At 68.3% G+C, this 13,771-nt stretch carries 17 protein-coding genes; 9 read left to right on the top strand and 8 right to left on the bottom strand.

All coding sequences use genetic code 11. The features are described from left to right. Positions 1-36: 36 nt before the first annotated feature. Positions 37-519 (top strand): hypothetical protein, encoded by a 483-nt coding sequence (locus ACFPN1_RS07950; RefSeq protein ID WP_386754315.1) that lies wholly within the window; start codon positions 37-39, stop codon positions 517-519. A gap of 39 nt (positions 520-558) precedes the next feature. Next, the gene (locus ACFPN1_RS07955) at positions 559-1,041 is read left to right on the top strand and encodes a hypothetical protein (RefSeq protein WP_386754317.1); all 483 of its coding nucleotides are present in this window, start codon (positions 559-561) and stop codon (positions 1,039-1,041) included. 112 nt (positions 1,042-1,153) lie between these two features. Here ACFPN1_RS07955 and ACFPN1_RS07960 read toward each other — a convergent pair whose 3' ends face one another. From ACFPN1_RS07960 to ACFPN1_RS07970, 3 genes are read right to left on the bottom strand one after another with little or no spacing between them, the layout of a single operon-like run. Then, positions 1,154-1,549, bottom strand: coding sequence for a hypothetical protein (locus tag ACFPN1_RS07960; protein ID WP_386754318.1), 396 nt, complete (start codon positions 1,547-1,549; stop codon positions 1,154-1,156). A 25-nt stretch (positions 1,550-1,574) separates the two neighbouring features. Then, on the bottom strand, positions 1,575-2,978 hold the full coding sequence (locus ACFPN1_RS07965; protein WP_386754319.1) for an NAD(P)(+) transhydrogenase (Re/Si-specific) subunit beta: 1,404 nt from the start codon (positions 2,976-2,978) through the stop codon (positions 1,575-1,577). Next, positions 2,975-3,283, bottom strand: a complete 309-nt coding sequence (locus ACFPN1_RS07970) for an NAD(P) transhydrogenase subunit alpha part 2 (RefSeq protein WP_386754321.1) — start codon at positions 3,281-3,283, stop codon at positions 2,975-2,977. Before ACFPN1_RS07970 ends, ACFPN1_RS07965 begins: the two co-directional genes overlap by 4 nt. A 150-nt stretch (positions 3,284-3,433) precedes the next feature. Between ACFPN1_RS07970 and ACFPN1_RS07975 the strand changes: the two genes are divergently transcribed. The 4 genes from ACFPN1_RS07975 to ACFPN1_RS07990 are packed head-to-tail and all read left to right on the top strand — an operon-like array spanning position 3,434 to position 5,227. Continuing rightward, positions 3,434-3,784 carry a hypothetical protein gene (locus ACFPN1_RS07975; RefSeq protein ID WP_386754322.1) on the top strand — a complete coding sequence of 117 codons (351 nt, stop codon included), beginning with the start codon at positions 3,434-3,436 and terminating at the stop codon, positions 3,782-3,784. A gap of 39 nt (positions 3,785-3,823) precedes the next feature. Continuing rightward, entirely contained in the window at positions 3,824-4,360 is a 537-nt protein-coding gene (locus tag ACFPN1_RS07980; protein WP_386754841.1) for an RNA polymerase sigma factor, read from the top strand. Beyond that, positions 4,357-4,770 carry a hypothetical protein gene (locus ACFPN1_RS07985; RefSeq protein WP_386754323.1) on the top strand — a complete coding sequence of 138 codons (414 nt, stop codon included), beginning with the start codon at positions 4,357-4,359 and terminating at the stop codon, positions 4,768-4,770. The genes ACFPN1_RS07980 and ACFPN1_RS07985 overlap by 4 nt, the downstream gene beginning before the upstream one ends. Positions 4,771-4,774: 4 nt before the next feature. Next, a complete protein-coding gene (locus ACFPN1_RS07990; protein WP_386754324.1) occupies positions 4,775-5,227 on the top strand; it encodes a DUF3106 domain-containing protein in 453 nt (150 codons plus the stop codon). Between the two features lie 9 nt (positions 5,228-5,236). Here the strand turns inward: ACFPN1_RS07990 and ACFPN1_RS07995 are convergent, their stop codons facing one another. The 4 genes from ACFPN1_RS07995 to ACFPN1_RS08010 all read right to left on the bottom strand — a co-directional run bounded on the left by ACFPN1_RS07995 (position 5,237) and on the right by ACFPN1_RS08010 (position 10,184). Then, positions 5,237-5,899: a hypothetical protein gene (locus tag ACFPN1_RS07995; RefSeq protein ID WP_386754325.1), complete on the bottom strand. Its 663-nt coding sequence runs from the start codon at positions 5,897-5,899 to the stop codon at positions 5,237-5,239. Between the two features lie 182 nt (positions 5,900-6,081). After that, positions 6,082-6,645: a hypothetical protein gene (locus ACFPN1_RS08000; protein WP_386754327.1), complete on the bottom strand. Its 564-nt coding sequence runs from the start codon at positions 6,643-6,645 to the stop codon at positions 6,082-6,084. 52 nt (positions 6,646-6,697) lie between these two features. After that, a complete protein-coding gene (locus tag ACFPN1_RS08005) occupies positions 6,698-7,846 on the bottom strand; it encodes an NAD(P) transhydrogenase subunit alpha (protein WP_386754328.1) in 1,149 nt (382 codons plus the stop codon). 157 nt (positions 7,847-8,003) lie between these two features. Then, positions 8,004-10,184: a DUF1631 family protein gene (locus ACFPN1_RS08010; RefSeq protein ID WP_386754329.1), complete on the bottom strand. Its 2,181-nt coding sequence runs from the start codon at positions 10,182-10,184 to the stop codon at positions 8,004-8,006. A gap of 123 nt (positions 10,185-10,307) precedes the next feature. On the opposite strand from ACFPN1_RS08010, the gene ACFPN1_RS08015 reads away from it, so the two are divergent. From ACFPN1_RS08015 to ACFPN1_RS08025, 3 genes are all read left to right on the top strand, one after another. Next, positions 10,308-10,892: a nitroreductase family protein gene (locus ACFPN1_RS08015; protein ID WP_386754330.1), complete on the top strand. Its 585-nt coding sequence runs from the start codon at positions 10,308-10,310 to the stop codon at positions 10,890-10,892. Then, complete coding sequence (locus ACFPN1_RS08020) at positions 10,889-11,815, top strand: 5'-3' exonuclease (RefSeq protein WP_386754331.1); 927 nt, start codon at positions 10,889-10,891, stop codon at positions 11,813-11,815. Before ACFPN1_RS08015 ends, ACFPN1_RS08020 begins: the two co-directional genes overlap by 4 nt. A 149-nt stretch (positions 11,816-11,964) precedes the next feature. Then, positions 11,965-12,534 carry an NUDIX hydrolase gene (locus tag ACFPN1_RS08025; RefSeq protein ID WP_386754332.1) on the top strand — a complete coding sequence of 190 codons (570 nt, stop codon included), beginning with the start codon at positions 11,965-11,967 and terminating at the stop codon, positions 12,532-12,534. Positions 12,535-12,829: 295 nt separating this feature from the next. Here ACFPN1_RS08025 and pip read toward each other — a convergent pair whose 3' ends face one another. Continuing rightward, on the bottom strand, positions 12,830-13,771 hold the full coding sequence (gene pip / locus ACFPN1_RS08030; RefSeq protein ID WP_386754333.1) for a prolyl aminopeptidase: 942 nt from the start codon (positions 13,769-13,771) through the stop codon (positions 12,830-12,832).

Consider the following 13,771-nt stretch of genomic DNA (forward strand, 5'->3'; position numbering starts at 1 on the left):
CGCCCCTACTCCCTTCGTGCCGCAGCAGGAACCACCATGACCCAAGTGCTCGCCGCCGCTCCCCGCCCCGTGTGGTTCCACGTCGTGCTGGGCGGCTTCGTCCTCGCCACGCTGGACCTGATCTTCGCGTGCACGTTCTGGGCCGTGCTGCGCGACGTGCCGCCGGTGCGCATCCTCCAGTCGATCGCCGCGGGCGTGCAGGGCGAGGCGGCATTCGCAGGCGGCAACGGCAGCGCGCTGCTGGGCCTGGTTTGCCACTACTTCATCGCCACGACGATGGTGCTGGCCTACACGCTGGTCGCTGCGCGCGTGCGGATCCTGCTGCAACGGCCGCTCGCGTACGGGCTGGCCTACGGCCTGCTGCTTTACGTGCTGATGAGCCATGTCGTCGTGCCGCTGTCCAACGCGCCGCGGCCAACAAACGTCTACCTGCCCTGGATCGTGGCCAGCATCATCATGCACGCCGTGTTCGGCGTGATCTGCGCCTGGTCCGCCCGCCGGGCGCTGCCGGGGCGCTAACGCGCGAAACGGCACCGTTTCCCGCCAAAGGGAGTGCCGATGTCCACGCTCACAGCCACACCGCCGCGCTCCGCCGCTGCGCAGATCATCGCCGGCGGCTTCACCCTGGCCACCCTCGACCTGATCTACGCGTGTTCGTTCTGGGCGTGGCTGCGCCATGTCAGTCCGGTGTACCTGCTGCAGTACATCGCCTCCGGCGCGCTGGGCCAGGCGGCCTTCGAAGGCGGCATCGCCACGGCGCTGCTGGGCGCCGGCTTCCACTACTTCACCGCGACGATGATGGTGCTGGCGTACTACCTCGCCAGCGGCCGGTATCGCGCGCTGCTGCAACACCCGGTGCTGTACGGCGTGCCCTACGGCTTGCTGCTGTGGGTGGTGATGACCTGGGTGGTGGTGCCACTGTCGCGGGCGCAGGTCGCCGCCAAGCCGCTGATGCTGGCCTTCATCACCAATCTGCTCATGCATCTGCTGTTCGGCGTCATTTGCGTGTGGTTCGCGCGCCGGGCGCACGGGGCACGCTGACGATCATTGATCGCTCAAAGCCGATGCAGCAAAGGGATCACCAAGTACGCTGAGCTTGCGCTTGGCGGGCTTCGGTCGCGCATTTCCGGCGGGGGCCGCGGGCAGTGACCGATCAGCCGGCGTCCGGTGCCTGCGCGGTTGCGGAGGCGGCCCGCGCCGCAGCCGCCAGCCGCTCGGCACTAACGGCATTGCGCACCAGGCCGAACAACGCCAGCAGCCACACCGGAACGACGAACCACGGGCTGTGGGCGAACGACTGCAGGGCGGCATCCGTACCCACCCAGTACAGCAACCCGGTCAAGACAACGAAGCCAACGAGCGCCGCCAGCAGGAAGCGCAGTTCACGCGGGTTGCGCCAGGACGGACCCGGCGCCACCACCAGCGCGAGGACCAGCGGCAGCATCGTGTCGCCGAGCCACGGCGTGCGCAGCAGCTGCGCATACGCCCAGACCGACAGCAGCGTCGTCGCGAGCACCAGCCTCAGCGTGCGCAGCACGTCCGCCTTCATCGCGCGACTCCGCTTCCCACGGGTTTCAGTGCCCGCCGCCGTCCAGCGCCTTCAGTTCGCTGACCAGCGCGGCCACCATGCTCGCGCCGTCGCCGAACAGCATGCGCGTGTTGTCGGCGTAGAACAGCGCATTCTCGATGCCCGCGAAACCGGTGCCCTTGCCGCGCTTGATCACGATGGTGTTCTTCGAATTGACCACGTCGAGGATGGGCATGCCGTAGATCGGCGAGGCCGGATCCGTCTTCGCCACCGGATTGACCACGTCGTTGGCGCCGATCACCAGTGAGACGTCGGTGTTGGCGAATTCGGGATTGATGTCGTCCATGTCGGCGATCAGGTCGTAGGGCACGCCGGCCTCGGCCAGCAGCACGTTCATGTGCCCGGGCATGCGGCCGGCGACCGGGTGGATGGCGAACTTCACCTTCACCCCACGATCGATCAGCTTCTGCGCCAGTTCCCACACCTTGTGCTGCGCCTGCGCGACGGCGAGGCCGTAGCCCGGCACGATCACCACGCGCTCGGCGAAGGCCATCATCGCGGCGACGTCGCCCGCTTCGATCGGCTTCTGCGAGCCGCCGATTTCCTGCATCTGCCCGCCGCCGCCGAAGTTGGAGAACAGTACGCCGCGGATCGGCCGGTTCATCGCCTTCGCCATCAGCTGCGTCAGCAGCGTACCGGCGGCGCCGACCATGGTGCCGGCGATGATCAGCGCCTGGTTGTCGAGCACGTAACCTTCGAACGCGACGGCCAGGCCAGTCAGTGCGTTGTACAGCGAGATCACCACCGGCATGTCCGCGCCGCCGATCGGCAGCGTCATCAGCACGCCCAATGCGAGCGCGGCAACGAAGAAGGCGATGATCACCGGCACGCCCAGCGAATGGATGACGATGCCGCCGAGGATCACCGCCGCGATCGCCACCGCCGCGTTGAACAGCTGCTGGCCCGGGAACGTGTAGCGCTTGTCCATGCGCCCGTCGAGCTTGGCCCAGGCGATGATCGAGCCCGCCAGCGACACCGCGCCGATCAGCGCACCGACCACGCCGAGCACCAGCGTCACCATCGACGGCGGGCGCCCTTCCGACGAGAACCGCAGCAGCTCCACCGCACCGATCGCCGCCGCCGAACCGCCGCCCATGCCGTTGTACAACGCGACCATCTGCGGCATGTCGGTGATCGCGACCTTCTTGCCCGACACCCACGCCAGCAGCGTGCCGAGCGCCAATGCGGTGACGATCAGCGCCATGTTGTGCAGGTCGGGCAACAGGAAGGTCGCCACCGTCGCGATCACCATGCCCAGCCCGGCCCAGCGGATGCCGCTGCGCGCGGTGAGCGGCGAGGCCATGCGTTGCAGGCCGAGCAGGAACAGCGTCGCGGCGACGAAGTAACTGCCGGCGGCAATCCACGCCGACGTGCTCGCGAAGGCGCTCATGCCTTGCCTCCGTCCGCGTCCTTCTTCTGCGACGGCTTGAACATCTCGAGCATGCGTTCGGTGACGACATAGCCGCCGGCCGCATTGCCCGCGCCGAGCAGCACGGCGAGGAAGCCGATGGCCTTCTCCAGCGTCGTATCGGCGTGGCCGAGCACCACCATCGCGCCGATCAGGACGATGCCGTGGATGAAGTTGGATCCCGACATCAACGGCGTGTGCAGGATCACCGGCACCCGCGAGATGATCACGTGGCCGGCGATCGCCGCCAGCATGAAGATGTACAGCGCTACCAGCCCGTCGGTCATGCGATGCGTCCCCAGGTCCCGTCGCCCCATCATAACGATCCATGAATGCAGCCGCTGCCGTGTCAACCGGCGAGCGCGTCACACGTTTCCCCACGTGCAGGCCGTCACCCACCGGCGCATTCCGCGCCCCGCCTGCCCGAGGGCATCCACATGAAGGCATGGTTCAACCACGCGTGGCCGGGAGCGGTACTGGGTCTGGGCCTGCTGGCCGCGAGCAGCGCCGCCAGCGCGGGCGATTTCGGCGATCGCGTCGACCATCGGCTCGACCGCAAGGGCGAGCGCATCGAACACCGCCTCGATCGTCGCGGCGATCGCATCGAACACCGCTTCGAGATTCGTGCGGCGGTTGCGGGCGCGCGGGGCCACGATCACAAGGCCCGCCGGCTCGAACGCAAGGGCGAGCGCATCGACCGCCGCCTGGATCGCCGCGGCGAAATGGCCGAGGCGCGCTGGGACCGCCGCGGTGACCGTGTCGACCGGCGTTGGGACCGCAGACATTAAGGCGGGCGCATGCTGGACCGCATGACCGCCACCGTGGACATGCTCGTCGCCTCGCCCGCACCCGCGGCCGAGGTGGCCTCGCTGGACGAATTCCTGTCCGGAATCGCCACGCGCGCGCTGCGCTTCGCCGAAGGCGGACTGCGCCATCGCGAGGACGCGCGCGATGCGGTGCAGGACGCGATGACGCGCATGCTCGCCTATCGCGATCGCCCGGCCGGCGAATGGACGCCGCTGTTCTGGAGCATCCTGCGCAGCCGCATCGTCGACATGCAGCGCCGCGGACTGTTGCGGCTGCGCTGGCTCGCGCCGCAGCCGGAAGGCGAGGACACCGTCGACTGGGCCGACCCCGGCGGCGATCCCTCGCATCGCCAGCAGGACCGGCAGGCATGGACCCGCATCGTCGAAGGCCTGCGCCGCCTGCCGCGACGCCAGCGCGAGGCCTTCAGCCTGCGCATCTTCGAAGACCTCGACGTCGCCACCACCGCCCGCGTCATGGGCTGCAGCGAGGGCGCGGTGAAGACCCATCTCTCGCGAGCGCGCGAGGCCTTGCAGCACCACCTGGAGGACCTGCGATGAGCATCGGCCACGATGATCGGAATCACCAATTGCCCGGCGCCGATGCGGCTGCGCGCGGCTTCGACGATCGCCTGCGCGCCGTGCATGCACAGGCCGTCGAACGGGTATCTCCGCGCACCCAATTCCAATTGCGTGCGCAGCACACGGCGGCGCGCGCATCCGCGCGGCCACGCCTGCACGCCTGGCCGCTGGCGGCGACGTGCGCGATCGCACTGGTGGCCGGCGGCCTGCTGCTTCGCCATCCCGGGCACGCCGTGCCGGACGGCATCGCCGCCGGCACGACCCCGCCCGTCGCCGTGCCCGCCTACAGCGACAGCGAACCCGGGGACGTCTACGCCGCCCTCGACGAATCCCCCGAGCTCTATCTCTGGCTCGCCTCGAACGACACCGCCAATCTGGTTACGGAGTAAACCGATGAAACCGCTTCGCCTTGCCCTCGTCCTTTCCCTGCTGTGCAGCGCGCCGGTCTTCGCGCAGGGCGCCGCGCCGGCCGGCAAGCCGGCGTCCGCGCCCGCAGCTGCCGCCCGCGCCTATCCCGCCTGGGAGCAGCTGAGCGCCGCCGAGCGCGACATGCTCGTTGCGCCGGTACGCGAACGCTGGAACGACAGTCCGGAACAGCGCGAGCGGATGATGGAACACGCCCGACGCTGGCAGACCATGACGCCGGAGGAACGCCAGCGCATGCATCGTGGCGTGAAGCGCTGGGGCCACATGTCGCCGGAACAGCGCGCGCAGGCCCGGGCGCTGTTCGGCGAGATGCGCAAGATGTCGCCGGAAGACCGGCAGAAGCTGCGCGCGCAGTGGAAGACGATGACGCCGGAGGAACGCCAGGCCTGGCTCAAGTCGCATCCGGCGCCGGCGCGGTAAACGACGTTGCTAACGCTTCCCTATCAGCTGTGCTGCGCAGAAGCGCCGGAAGTTTCCACTGCGGTCTTCAAGAACCAGGGCCCTTCCGGTATCGAAGAAGCCAGCAACGTCAACATAGGCCCTTCGTGACGAAAGCAGGGAGTTGCGCTGCCTGGAGTCGAAGGAAGATGTATGCGGTTCGGCAATATCCTCCGGGAATACGTAACCCCGCGTGTCGCCGAAGGTGTCGTACTCCACGCAGGATTCCGCCACCCCAGCTGCGTATTCCTCGTCATCGCCAAGCCCCCTGTCGCCGGCCGATTTGAATCCCAGGTGCGCAACCTCGTGCGCAAACGAACGGATCGCATCGCGCACGAGGTTCACGTCGCCGTCGATCGCTCGAAAACTCATGGAGAGCCTGAGGGCATTCCTCTTTCCCACACCTTTCGAGATGCCCAGATGTTGGACTCCGGGGGACAGCAAGATCAATTCAAGACGCTCGACCCGCATGCCGTCGAAGTAGTGCCGCAAGGCGACCTCCGCTACTCCGAAGCTCCGTACATATTCGGCGAGGGTTTCCGAGGCCAGGCCTGCGCAGTCCTGGACCAGCAGATGCAGCCCCTCGGTCGGCCCGAGTCGATCCTCGACTGTTTTGCACTTCAGCTCGCCAGGCCGGCCGGGCAGGATCGACATCAGCGAATACCTGAGCAGCCCGCGCGAACTGACGACCGAGGTCCGATAGGCGCCCCGATCGGACAACAGGGGCATCACCTTCCTGGCCTCCAATCTGGCGCAAGCACTCACCAACAGCACGAATGCGAAAAGAAGGGCCGGCGCGCAACGCGCCGGCCCCTCCTTTCCAGCTCGCGTGGCAATCACTGCTGGTGACATCTCACTTCGCGGCAACCACCGCCACCATTCCACGACGCCGTACTGGTCGCATAGGCAGCTCCTTCATATTCGACCGACACCGCGAACGTGCCTGCGGTCGTTTCGAACGGAAGAAGCGCATATTTGAGCGAGTCGGCAGTGCCACCATGAGTCATCGCCCAGTCATTCACGGCGTCGGGGTTCGACAACTTCAGTTCGGCTCCCACTTTGGTCCATCCCCAGGTCGCGGCCGCTTGAACGGCGCCGGTACTGGAATCCACAAGTGCGATTGACACCAGTCCACTGTTGGGGATCGAAACCGTCGATTCGGAAACGTCTATGGCGAACTGGGCTGCATCAAAGGCAGATCCTGATTCAGCCATTTGTTGCAGCAGCGGCTTCCGATTCCCCTTCTGCATTTCCTTCTTCATCTGGCCGTGAATTTCGCCTTCGGCTGAGCAGCCAGCTCCCCCCTTGCAGCTCGCCTTCACTGACCAGCCAACGCTTTCGCAAGCCGCCAGCGACAGTGCCATGGAACCCACGGCAATTACTCCCAATACCTTTTTCATTTCAGATCCTTGAAAACCCACGACCTTGTGGGCAGCTTCAGCATATCCGTCGTTACCCGCCTTTTCCAAACGCCCCATGAGGACTTGGTTGGACTGAGGTCGGCCACACCGTCTTCGCCAGCAGTTCGTCGTTCCAGTCGAAGGCGATCGCGCCGTCCTTCACAAACAGACTGACGAAGTTCAGCAGGTTGCGCGCGTACATCTCGCTGGCGTGCACGGCGCCCATGCTGGCGAGGTTGATCGGTCCGGCGACGGTGACGCCGTTGGCGCTGTCGATGGTTTCGCCCGCGCGCGTGAGTTCGCAGTTGCCGCCGGTTTCCGCGGCGAGATCGACGATCACGCTGCCCGGCTTCATGCCGGCGACCATCGCCGCAGTGACGATCTTCGGCGCCGGCCTTCCCGGCACCGCGGCGGTGCACACGATCACGTCGACCGTTTTCAGATGCTCGCCCAGGCGTTGCTGCTGCAACGCGCGCTCCTCGTCGGTGAGCTGGCGCGCGTAACCGCCCTCGCCCGCGGCGCTGACGCCCAGGTCGAGGAACTTGCCGCCGAGCGACTCGATCTGCTCGCGCGTTTCCGGGCGCACGTCGAAGCCTTCCACCTGCGCCCCCAGGCGCCTGGCCGTCGCGATCGCCTGCAGGCCCGCCACGCCCGCGCCGATGACGAGCACCTTCGACGGACGGATCGTGCCGGCGGCGGTCGTCAGCATCGGGAAGAAGCGCGGCGCCAGCTGCGCGGCGATCAGCGTGGCCTTGTATCCGGCCATGCCCGCCTGCGAACTGAGGATGTCCATCGCCTGCGCGCGCGTGGTGCGCGGCAGGCGTTCGAGCGGGAAGGCGACCAGCCCGCGCGACACGATCGCATCGCTGCGCGCGGCGTCGGCCTCGGGCGCGAGCATTCCGACCAGGACCGCGCCGGTCTTCAGCGTCGTGAGCGTGGCCGCCGCCGGCGGTTGCACGCACAGCACGACATCGGCGCCTTCCAGCGTGGCGACGGTATCGTCGGCAAGTTGCGCGCCTGCGCCCGCATAGGCGTCGTCGGTGAACCCTGCGGCCATGCCGGCGCCGCGCTGCACGCGCACGCGCGCACCCAGCGCGGTCAGCTTCTTGCAGGTTTCGGGCGAAGCGGCGACGCGGCGTTCGCCTGGCGCGGTCTCGCGAGCCACTGCAACGATGATGCCCTGCTCCGCTCCTGCCGCCATGCCTGCGCCCCACACGGAAAGTGAGCGGCATCGTAACCAAACGCCGGTGGTGGTGCGACGACCGGCACGCCGGGCGCGTGCGATACGTTCCCGGCGCGCAAAAAAAGTGGAGCGGCAAGCCGCTCCACAGGTGTGTACGCAATCAATTGCGCGCGGATCAGGCGGCGTGCGCCAAGCGGTCGCGCAGATGACGCATCGCCTCGTCGGTCGGCGCGCGTTCGGCGCCGACCTGCAGGCGGCCGGCCTGGGCCAGCGAAGCGAGTTCGGCCGCGGACGCGACCAGCACGCGCAGGCCGCGCCGGTTCACCAGCAGGAAGCGTCCGGTCATCGGGCTGATCCAGGCGACCTTGACCGCCACCGCCTGGCCCGCCGGGTCGAGCAACCGCAGCCACTCGCCCGGCAGCAGGCGGCGCATGCGTGCGGCCAGTTCGGGATCGGGCTGCATCGCATCAGTGCCGCCCGCCAGTCCCAGGCCGAGCCATAGCGACGCATCTTCGGTCGCCGCATCCTCGTCGGCCGCCGGCGTGGGCATCGCATGCACGGTGCGCGGCACGTCCGGCAACGCCAGCGCGCGGATCAGGTCGGCGAGGCGCTGCATCGCGGCCTCTTCGTCCAGGCCGGAACTGGCCAGGCACTGGGTGAGCGCGTCCTGCAGCACCAGCAGCCGGTCGGCCAGGCGCCGGCCTTCGCTGCCCAGGCGGGCGATGCGATCGGCTTCGAGCAGCGCATTGGCGAGCGCCAGTGTTTCGCCGTGCCTGGGCGAACCGGCGCCGTCGCGCAGCAGGGTCTGCACCAGGTGATGGCGCCACGGCTGCGCGAGGAACTCGCCGACCGGTCCCGTCATCGGTTCGTCGAAGAGCTGATGCAGCACCTGGTCGGCCTGCGTGCGGGCCTCGCTGAGGCGTTCGCGGCCGAAGGTGGCCTTCGCGGCGCGTGCTTCCTGCAGTTCGACGCGGCGGCGGTGCTGCTCCAGCAGCGCCTCCAGTTCGGCGTGGGCCAGCTCGAACACCGCGAGGTCTTCGTTGTAGTCCGCGACGATGCGCTGCGAGATCGCCGCGCAGCGTTCGATCAGTTCGCGATCCTGCGGCGTGGCCGCCGCATTGCCCTCGCAGGCTTCGGTGATGGCATCGAGCAGCTTGCGCGCGGGGTGTTCGCGCTGCACGAACAGCGCGTTGTCGTTCATCGCCACCTTGACGTAAGGCATCACCAGGCGGCCGTACAGGCGACGCGCATGATCGAGCAGTGCGTAACTCTGGAACAGCGATTCGAACAGCATGCCGACCAGGTCGATCGCATCGTCCTGCTCGGCGCTCATGCGCGTGTGCTCGGGGCTGTGGCCGAGGCGCCGTCCACCATCGACCAGCTGGTCGCGGATGACGCGGGCGAGCTGTCCGGGCTGGCCGGCCAGCGCGCGCACGAACAGATCGGGCGATTCGGGTTGCAGCAGCGAGACCACGCTGACCACTTCCTCGGTACGCAACTCGCGACGCGGCAAGGCGTTCATCGCGTCGGCCTGGGCCTGGCCCGGCAATTGCTGGCGCCAGGCGTGCAGTTCCGAGCGCAGTTGCGCGAACTGCGCGGCGATGGCCGGATCGACCGGACGCGTGCGCCGGATCTGCTGCACCAGCTCGAACTCTTCGTCGCGGCGCGCGACCTGCACGTCCTTCGGCGGCAGCGGTCGCGGGCCCTGCACCGGCGCTCCGTAGCCGGACGAGGCGAGCAGCTGGTTGATGCGGGTGTAGAGGTCGCCCAGCAGGCGCGTCAGCTCCTGCTCGTAGGCGCGGAACATCAGCGGCTGCAGATCCTGCGGCATCTGCGCGTCACGGAAGGTTTCGATGAAGGCGCCGGCGAGGCGACCGGCACCGATCGGATTCGAGCCCGGCTGCATCTGCAGCGCTTCGGCGAGGCGGTCCAGGCGCGCGCCCATCGTTTCCAGCGCGGCGGCGAAGCGGGTTTCGATCGCCTGCGCCAGCTGTTGTCCGGCGAGGTGGAACGCGAGCTGGCTTTCCGCCACCAGCGACAACGGCAGATCACCGCGGTTGCGGATGCGCAGCGAACGGAAATCGTCGAAGCCCTGCCCGATCTGCTGGCGGTAGCGCATCACCAGCGCCGAGGACTGCTGGCGCAGCTTCATCAGCGCCTGCATTTCGGTGGCACGCAGGACGCCGCGCGAGGACGAGTCCTGCAGCGCGAACTCGACCGGTCCGAACAGGCCGCTCGGCACCGCGCCCAGCAGCTCGACCGAAATGCGCTTGATCTCTTCCAGAACCCGCGCGGGATCGCTTCGCTGGGAAGCGCCTTGTGCGGTGCTGGCGATGCCAGGAGGATAATCGGACATTGTTGCCACCTTCCCCGGTTACTCCACCGCCGGGCGACGATACCGGCGGCACTTTGCGACGTTCTTGCGCAGCATAGTGTCCGAATTTGTCAGCTTGCGACCCTGAATCCCGATCTGTGACCCATGTCCCACAACACTCTTGACGACCGGTTGGCGACGCTCGACGACCGGCGCTCGGTCCCCTCCAGACAGCTGACCGATCCGGCGCCGGATGAGGCTACCCTCCTGCGCCTGCTGCAATCCGCGGTACGGGTCCCGGATCACGGCAAGCGCACTCCGTGGCGGTTCCTGAGCATCCGCGGTGCCGCGCGCGATGCCCTGGGCGAACGCCTGGCCGCCCGCGGCCGCGTACGCGATCCCGAGGCCGGCGAGGCCGCGGTCGAGAAGGACCGCCTGCGCTTCTCCCACGCACCGCTGGTGGTCGCGGTGATCGCGCAGCTGGGGCCGGACGAGAAGATCCCCGAACAGGAGCGGCTGCTCAGCGCCGGCTGCGTGTGCTTCGCCCTGCTGCAGGCCGCGCAGGCCGCGGGGTACGGCGCGCAGTGGCTGACCGGCTGGCCGGCCTACGACGAAGAGGTCGCGCACTGGCTCGGCCTCGCCGCGCACGAACGCATCACGGGCTTCATCCACATCGGCACGCCGAAGCTCGACGTACCGGAACGCGAGCGGCCCGACCCGCGCAGCCTGCTCGCCGAATGGACGCCATGAACGCTGAAATCGCTACCCGGCCGACGCCGCCGGCGCTCTACCTCGTCGACGCCAGCATGTACGTGTTCCGCGCCTGGCATTCGATGCCGGCGGAATTCACCGATGCCGACGGCTGGCCGACGAACGCGGTGCACGGTTTCGCGCGCTTCCTGCTGGAACTGCTCGACCGCGCGCGCCCGCAGCACATCGCCATCGCCTTCGACGAGGCGCTCGATTCGTGTTTCCGCAATGCACTGTATCCGGCCTACAAGGCCAACCGCGACGCCGCGCCCGACGAGCTCAAGCGCCAGTTCGCGCATTGCAAGGCGCTGTGCATCGCGCTCGGCTTCGTCGTGCTGGCGCACCACGACTACGAGGCCGACGATCTGATCGGCTCGGCGCTGGCGCGTCAGCGCGCACACGGTTTCCGCGGCGTGATCGTCTCGGCCGACAAGGACCTGTCGCAGCTGCTGGGCGAACACGACGAGCAGTGGGACTACGCGCGCGACCAGCGCTGGGGCGCGTCCGGCGTCAAGGCGCGCCACGGCGTGCACGCGCACCAGATCGCCGACTACCTCGCCCTTACCGGCGACAGCGTGGACAACATTCCCGGCGTGCCCGGGGTGGGCCCGAAGACGGCAGCGGTGCTGCTGGCGCATTTCGGTTCGCTCGACGCCCTGCTCGCGCGCATCGACGAGGTGCCGTTCCTGCGCGTGCGCGGCGCCGCCGGCATCGCGACGAAACTGCGCGAACACCGCGAACAGGCCCTGCTGTGGCGCCGCCTGACCACGATCGCGCTGGACGCCCCGCTGGAGGCCGGCCATTTCGAGCGCGGCAACGCCGACGCGGCGATGCTGTCCCTGCTGTGCGAGGCCATGCGCTTCGGCCCGATGACGCGCCGGCGCCTGCACGCGGCGGCCGGGCTGGAGTTTGCGACGGCGTAGGGGTGGTGGGGGCAGCGCCGTGCGTTGAAGGCAAGGCACGGCGGAATTCCCCGCGCGGTGCGCCGCGTTGCGGTGCTATCGCGGCCGGAGGTCATCGCGGCGCGGTGCTATCGCAACTGTAGGCAATCGCGGCGCGGTAGCATCGGGGCATGAGCCAGCAACAGCACGAAGCCCAAGCGCACCCGGCCGAAACCCTGTACGACGGCCAATGGCTGCGCCTGAAGCGGCGTGGCCATTGGGAATACGCCGAACGCAGCCACGGCAACGGCATGGCCGTCATCATCATTGCGGTGACGCCCGAGGACCGCGTGCTGTTCGTCGAGCAGTTCCGCGTGCCGCTGGGCAAGCGCACGATCGAGATGCCCGCCGGCCTGGTCGGCGACGATCACGCCAACGACACGCTCGAATCCGCCGCGCACCGCGAACTGGTCGAGGAGACCGGCTGGGAACCGGCCCGGGTCGAGGTTTTGCTGGTCGGCCCCACGTCCGCAGGCATGAGCAACGAACGCATCGCCTTCGTCCGCGCCTCGCGGCTGACGCGCGTGGGTGCAGGCGGCGGCGTCGACGGCGAAGGCATCACCGTGCACGAAGTCCCGCGCGCGCAGGCGCCGGCCTGGCTCATGCAGAAGCAGGCCGAAGGCTACGAGCTGGATCTCAAGCTCTGGGCCGGCCTGTGGATGCTGGAGCGCAACCCGGACGGAACGCCGTTCAAGGGCTAGCGCGTGTGCGTAGTGCGTAGCCCGGGTAAGCACAGCGCACCCGGGACCTTTCGCCTCGATCAAGAACACCCGGGTGCGGCCTTCGGCCTTACCCGGGCTACGGTTCCTGTGGATGCTCCGTTCAAGGGCTGGAGCGTCGCGCGCCGCAGCGCCCGGCGCAAGCCGGAATCCAACTACCGAATCGTCATCCCGGCGCAAGCCGGGATCCATTTTGCTTTTGCCGTTGCTTCACCCGAGCGAAAGGCAACGGCCCAAGGATCCCCGCCCGCAACGGGATGCCAAACGAAAGCGCGCCTCAGGCAAACCGCTCCGTCGCCGCCACGAGCGCATCGATGTTCTCCGCTTCGAACGCGGAGTGGCCCGACGCCGGCGTGATCACCAGGTCCGCCTTCGGCCACGCCTTGTGCAGGTCCCACGCGTTCTGCGCCGGGCACACCACGTCGTAGCGGCCGTGCACGATCACGCCGGGGATGTCGCCGATCCGGTGCACGTCGCGCAGCAGCTGGTCCTCGACCTCGAAGAAGCCGCCGTTGACGAAGTAGTGGTTCTCGATGCGCGCGAATGCCAGGGCGAACGCGGCGTCTTCGTGGCCGGCAACGAAATCGGTGTCCACGTGCAGGAAGCTGGTCGCGCCTTCCCACACGCTCCACGCGCGCGCCGCGGCCAGGCGCGTGGCTTCGTCGTCGGAGGTGAGGCGGCGGCCGAACGCGGAAATCAGGTCGTGGCGCTCCACCGGCGGGATCGCCGCGATGTAGTGCTCCCACGCGTCCGGGAACAGGCGCGAGGCGCCTTCCTGGTAGAACCACTCCAGTTCCCAGCGCCGCAGCATGAAGATGCCGCGCAGCACCAGTTCGGTCACGCGTTGCGGATGCGTTTCCGCGTAGGCGAGCGCAAGTGTCGAGCCCCACGACCCGCCGAACACCTGCCAGCGCTCGATCGCCAGCTTCTCGCGCAGCTTCTCGATGTCGGCGACCAGGTCCCAGGTGGTGTTGTCGACCAGATCCGCGTGCGGCGTCGATCGGCCGCTGCCGCGCTGGTCGAACAGCACGATGCGGTATTTCGCCGGATCGTGGAAACGCCGCATCTTGTCGCTGCAGCCGGCACCGGGACCGCCGTGCAGCAACACCACCGGCTTGCCCTTCGGGTTGCCGCACTGCTCGTAATACAGCGTGTGGCGGTCGTCGACCTGGAGCGTGCCGGTGTCGTACGGCTGGATCTCGGGGAAAAGCGTGCGCAT

The sequence above is a fragment of the Lysobacter yangpyeongensis genome, assembly GCF_042655745.1.
GTDB lineage: Bacteria > Pseudomonadota > Gammaproteobacteria > Xanthomonadales > Xanthomonadaceae > Agrilutibacter > Agrilutibacter yangpyeongensis.

Coding starts and splice junctions, on each gene's coding strand:
- ACFPN1_RS08015 (WP_386754330.1), top strand. CDS start 10,308: ATGTCCCACAACACTCTTGACGACCGGTTGGCGACGCTCGACGACCGG.
- ACFPN1_RS08025 (WP_386754332.1), top strand. CDS start 11,965: ATGAGCCAGCAACAGCACGAAGCCCAAGCGCACCCGGCCGAAACCCTG.
- ACFPN1_RS07975 (WP_386754322.1), top strand. CDS start 3,434: ATGAAGGCATGGTTCAACCACGCGTGGCCGGGAGCGGTACTGGGTCTG.
- ACFPN1_RS07985 (WP_386754323.1), top strand. CDS start 4,357: ATGAGCATCGGCCACGATGATCGGAATCACCAATTGCCCGGCGCCGAT.
- ACFPN1_RS08020 (WP_386754331.1), top strand. CDS start 10,889: ATGAACGCTGAAATCGCTACCCGGCCGACGCCGCCGGCGCTCTACCTC.
- ACFPN1_RS08005 (WP_386754328.1), bottom strand. CDS start 7,846: ATGGCGGCAGGAGCGGAGCAGGGCATCATCGTTGCAGTGGCTCGCGAG.
- ACFPN1_RS07995 (WP_386754325.1), bottom strand. CDS start 5,899: ATGTCGATCCTGCCCGGCCGGCCTGGCGAGCTGAAGTGCAAAACAGTC.
- ACFPN1_RS07970 (WP_386754321.1), bottom strand. CDS start 3,283: ATGACCGACGGGCTGGTAGCGCTGTACATCTTCATGCTGGCGGCGATC.
- ACFPN1_RS08000 (WP_386754327.1), bottom strand. CDS start 6,645: ATGAAAAAGGTATTGGGAGTAATTGCCGTGGGTTCCATGGCACTGTCG.
- ACFPN1_RS07955 (WP_386754317.1), top strand. CDS start 559: ATGTCCACGCTCACAGCCACACCGCCGCGCTCCGCCGCTGCGCAGATC.
- ACFPN1_RS07980 (WP_386754841.1), top strand. CDS start 3,824: ATGCTCGTCGCCTCGCCCGCACCCGCGGCCGAGGTGGCCTCGCTGGAC.
- ACFPN1_RS08010 (WP_386754329.1), bottom strand. CDS start 10,184: ATGTCCGATTATCCTCCTGGCATCGCCAGCACCGCACAAGGCGCTTCC.
- ACFPN1_RS07965 (WP_386754319.1), bottom strand. CDS start 2,978: ATGAGCGCCTTCGCGAGCACGTCGGCGTGGATTGCCGCCGGCAGTTAC.
- pip (WP_386754333.1), bottom strand. CDS start 13,771: ATGCGCACGCTTTTCCCCGAGATCCAGCCGTACGACACCGGCACGCTC.
- ACFPN1_RS07990 (WP_386754324.1), top strand. CDS start 4,775: ATGAAACCGCTTCGCCTTGCCCTCGTCCTTTCCCTGCTGTGCAGCGCG.
- ACFPN1_RS07950 (WP_386754315.1), top strand. CDS start 37: ATGACCCAAGTGCTCGCCGCCGCTCCCCGCCCCGTGTGGTTCCACGTC.
- ACFPN1_RS07960 (WP_386754318.1), bottom strand. CDS start 1,549: ATGAAGGCGGACGTGCTGCGCACGCTGAGGCTGGTGCTCGCGACGACG.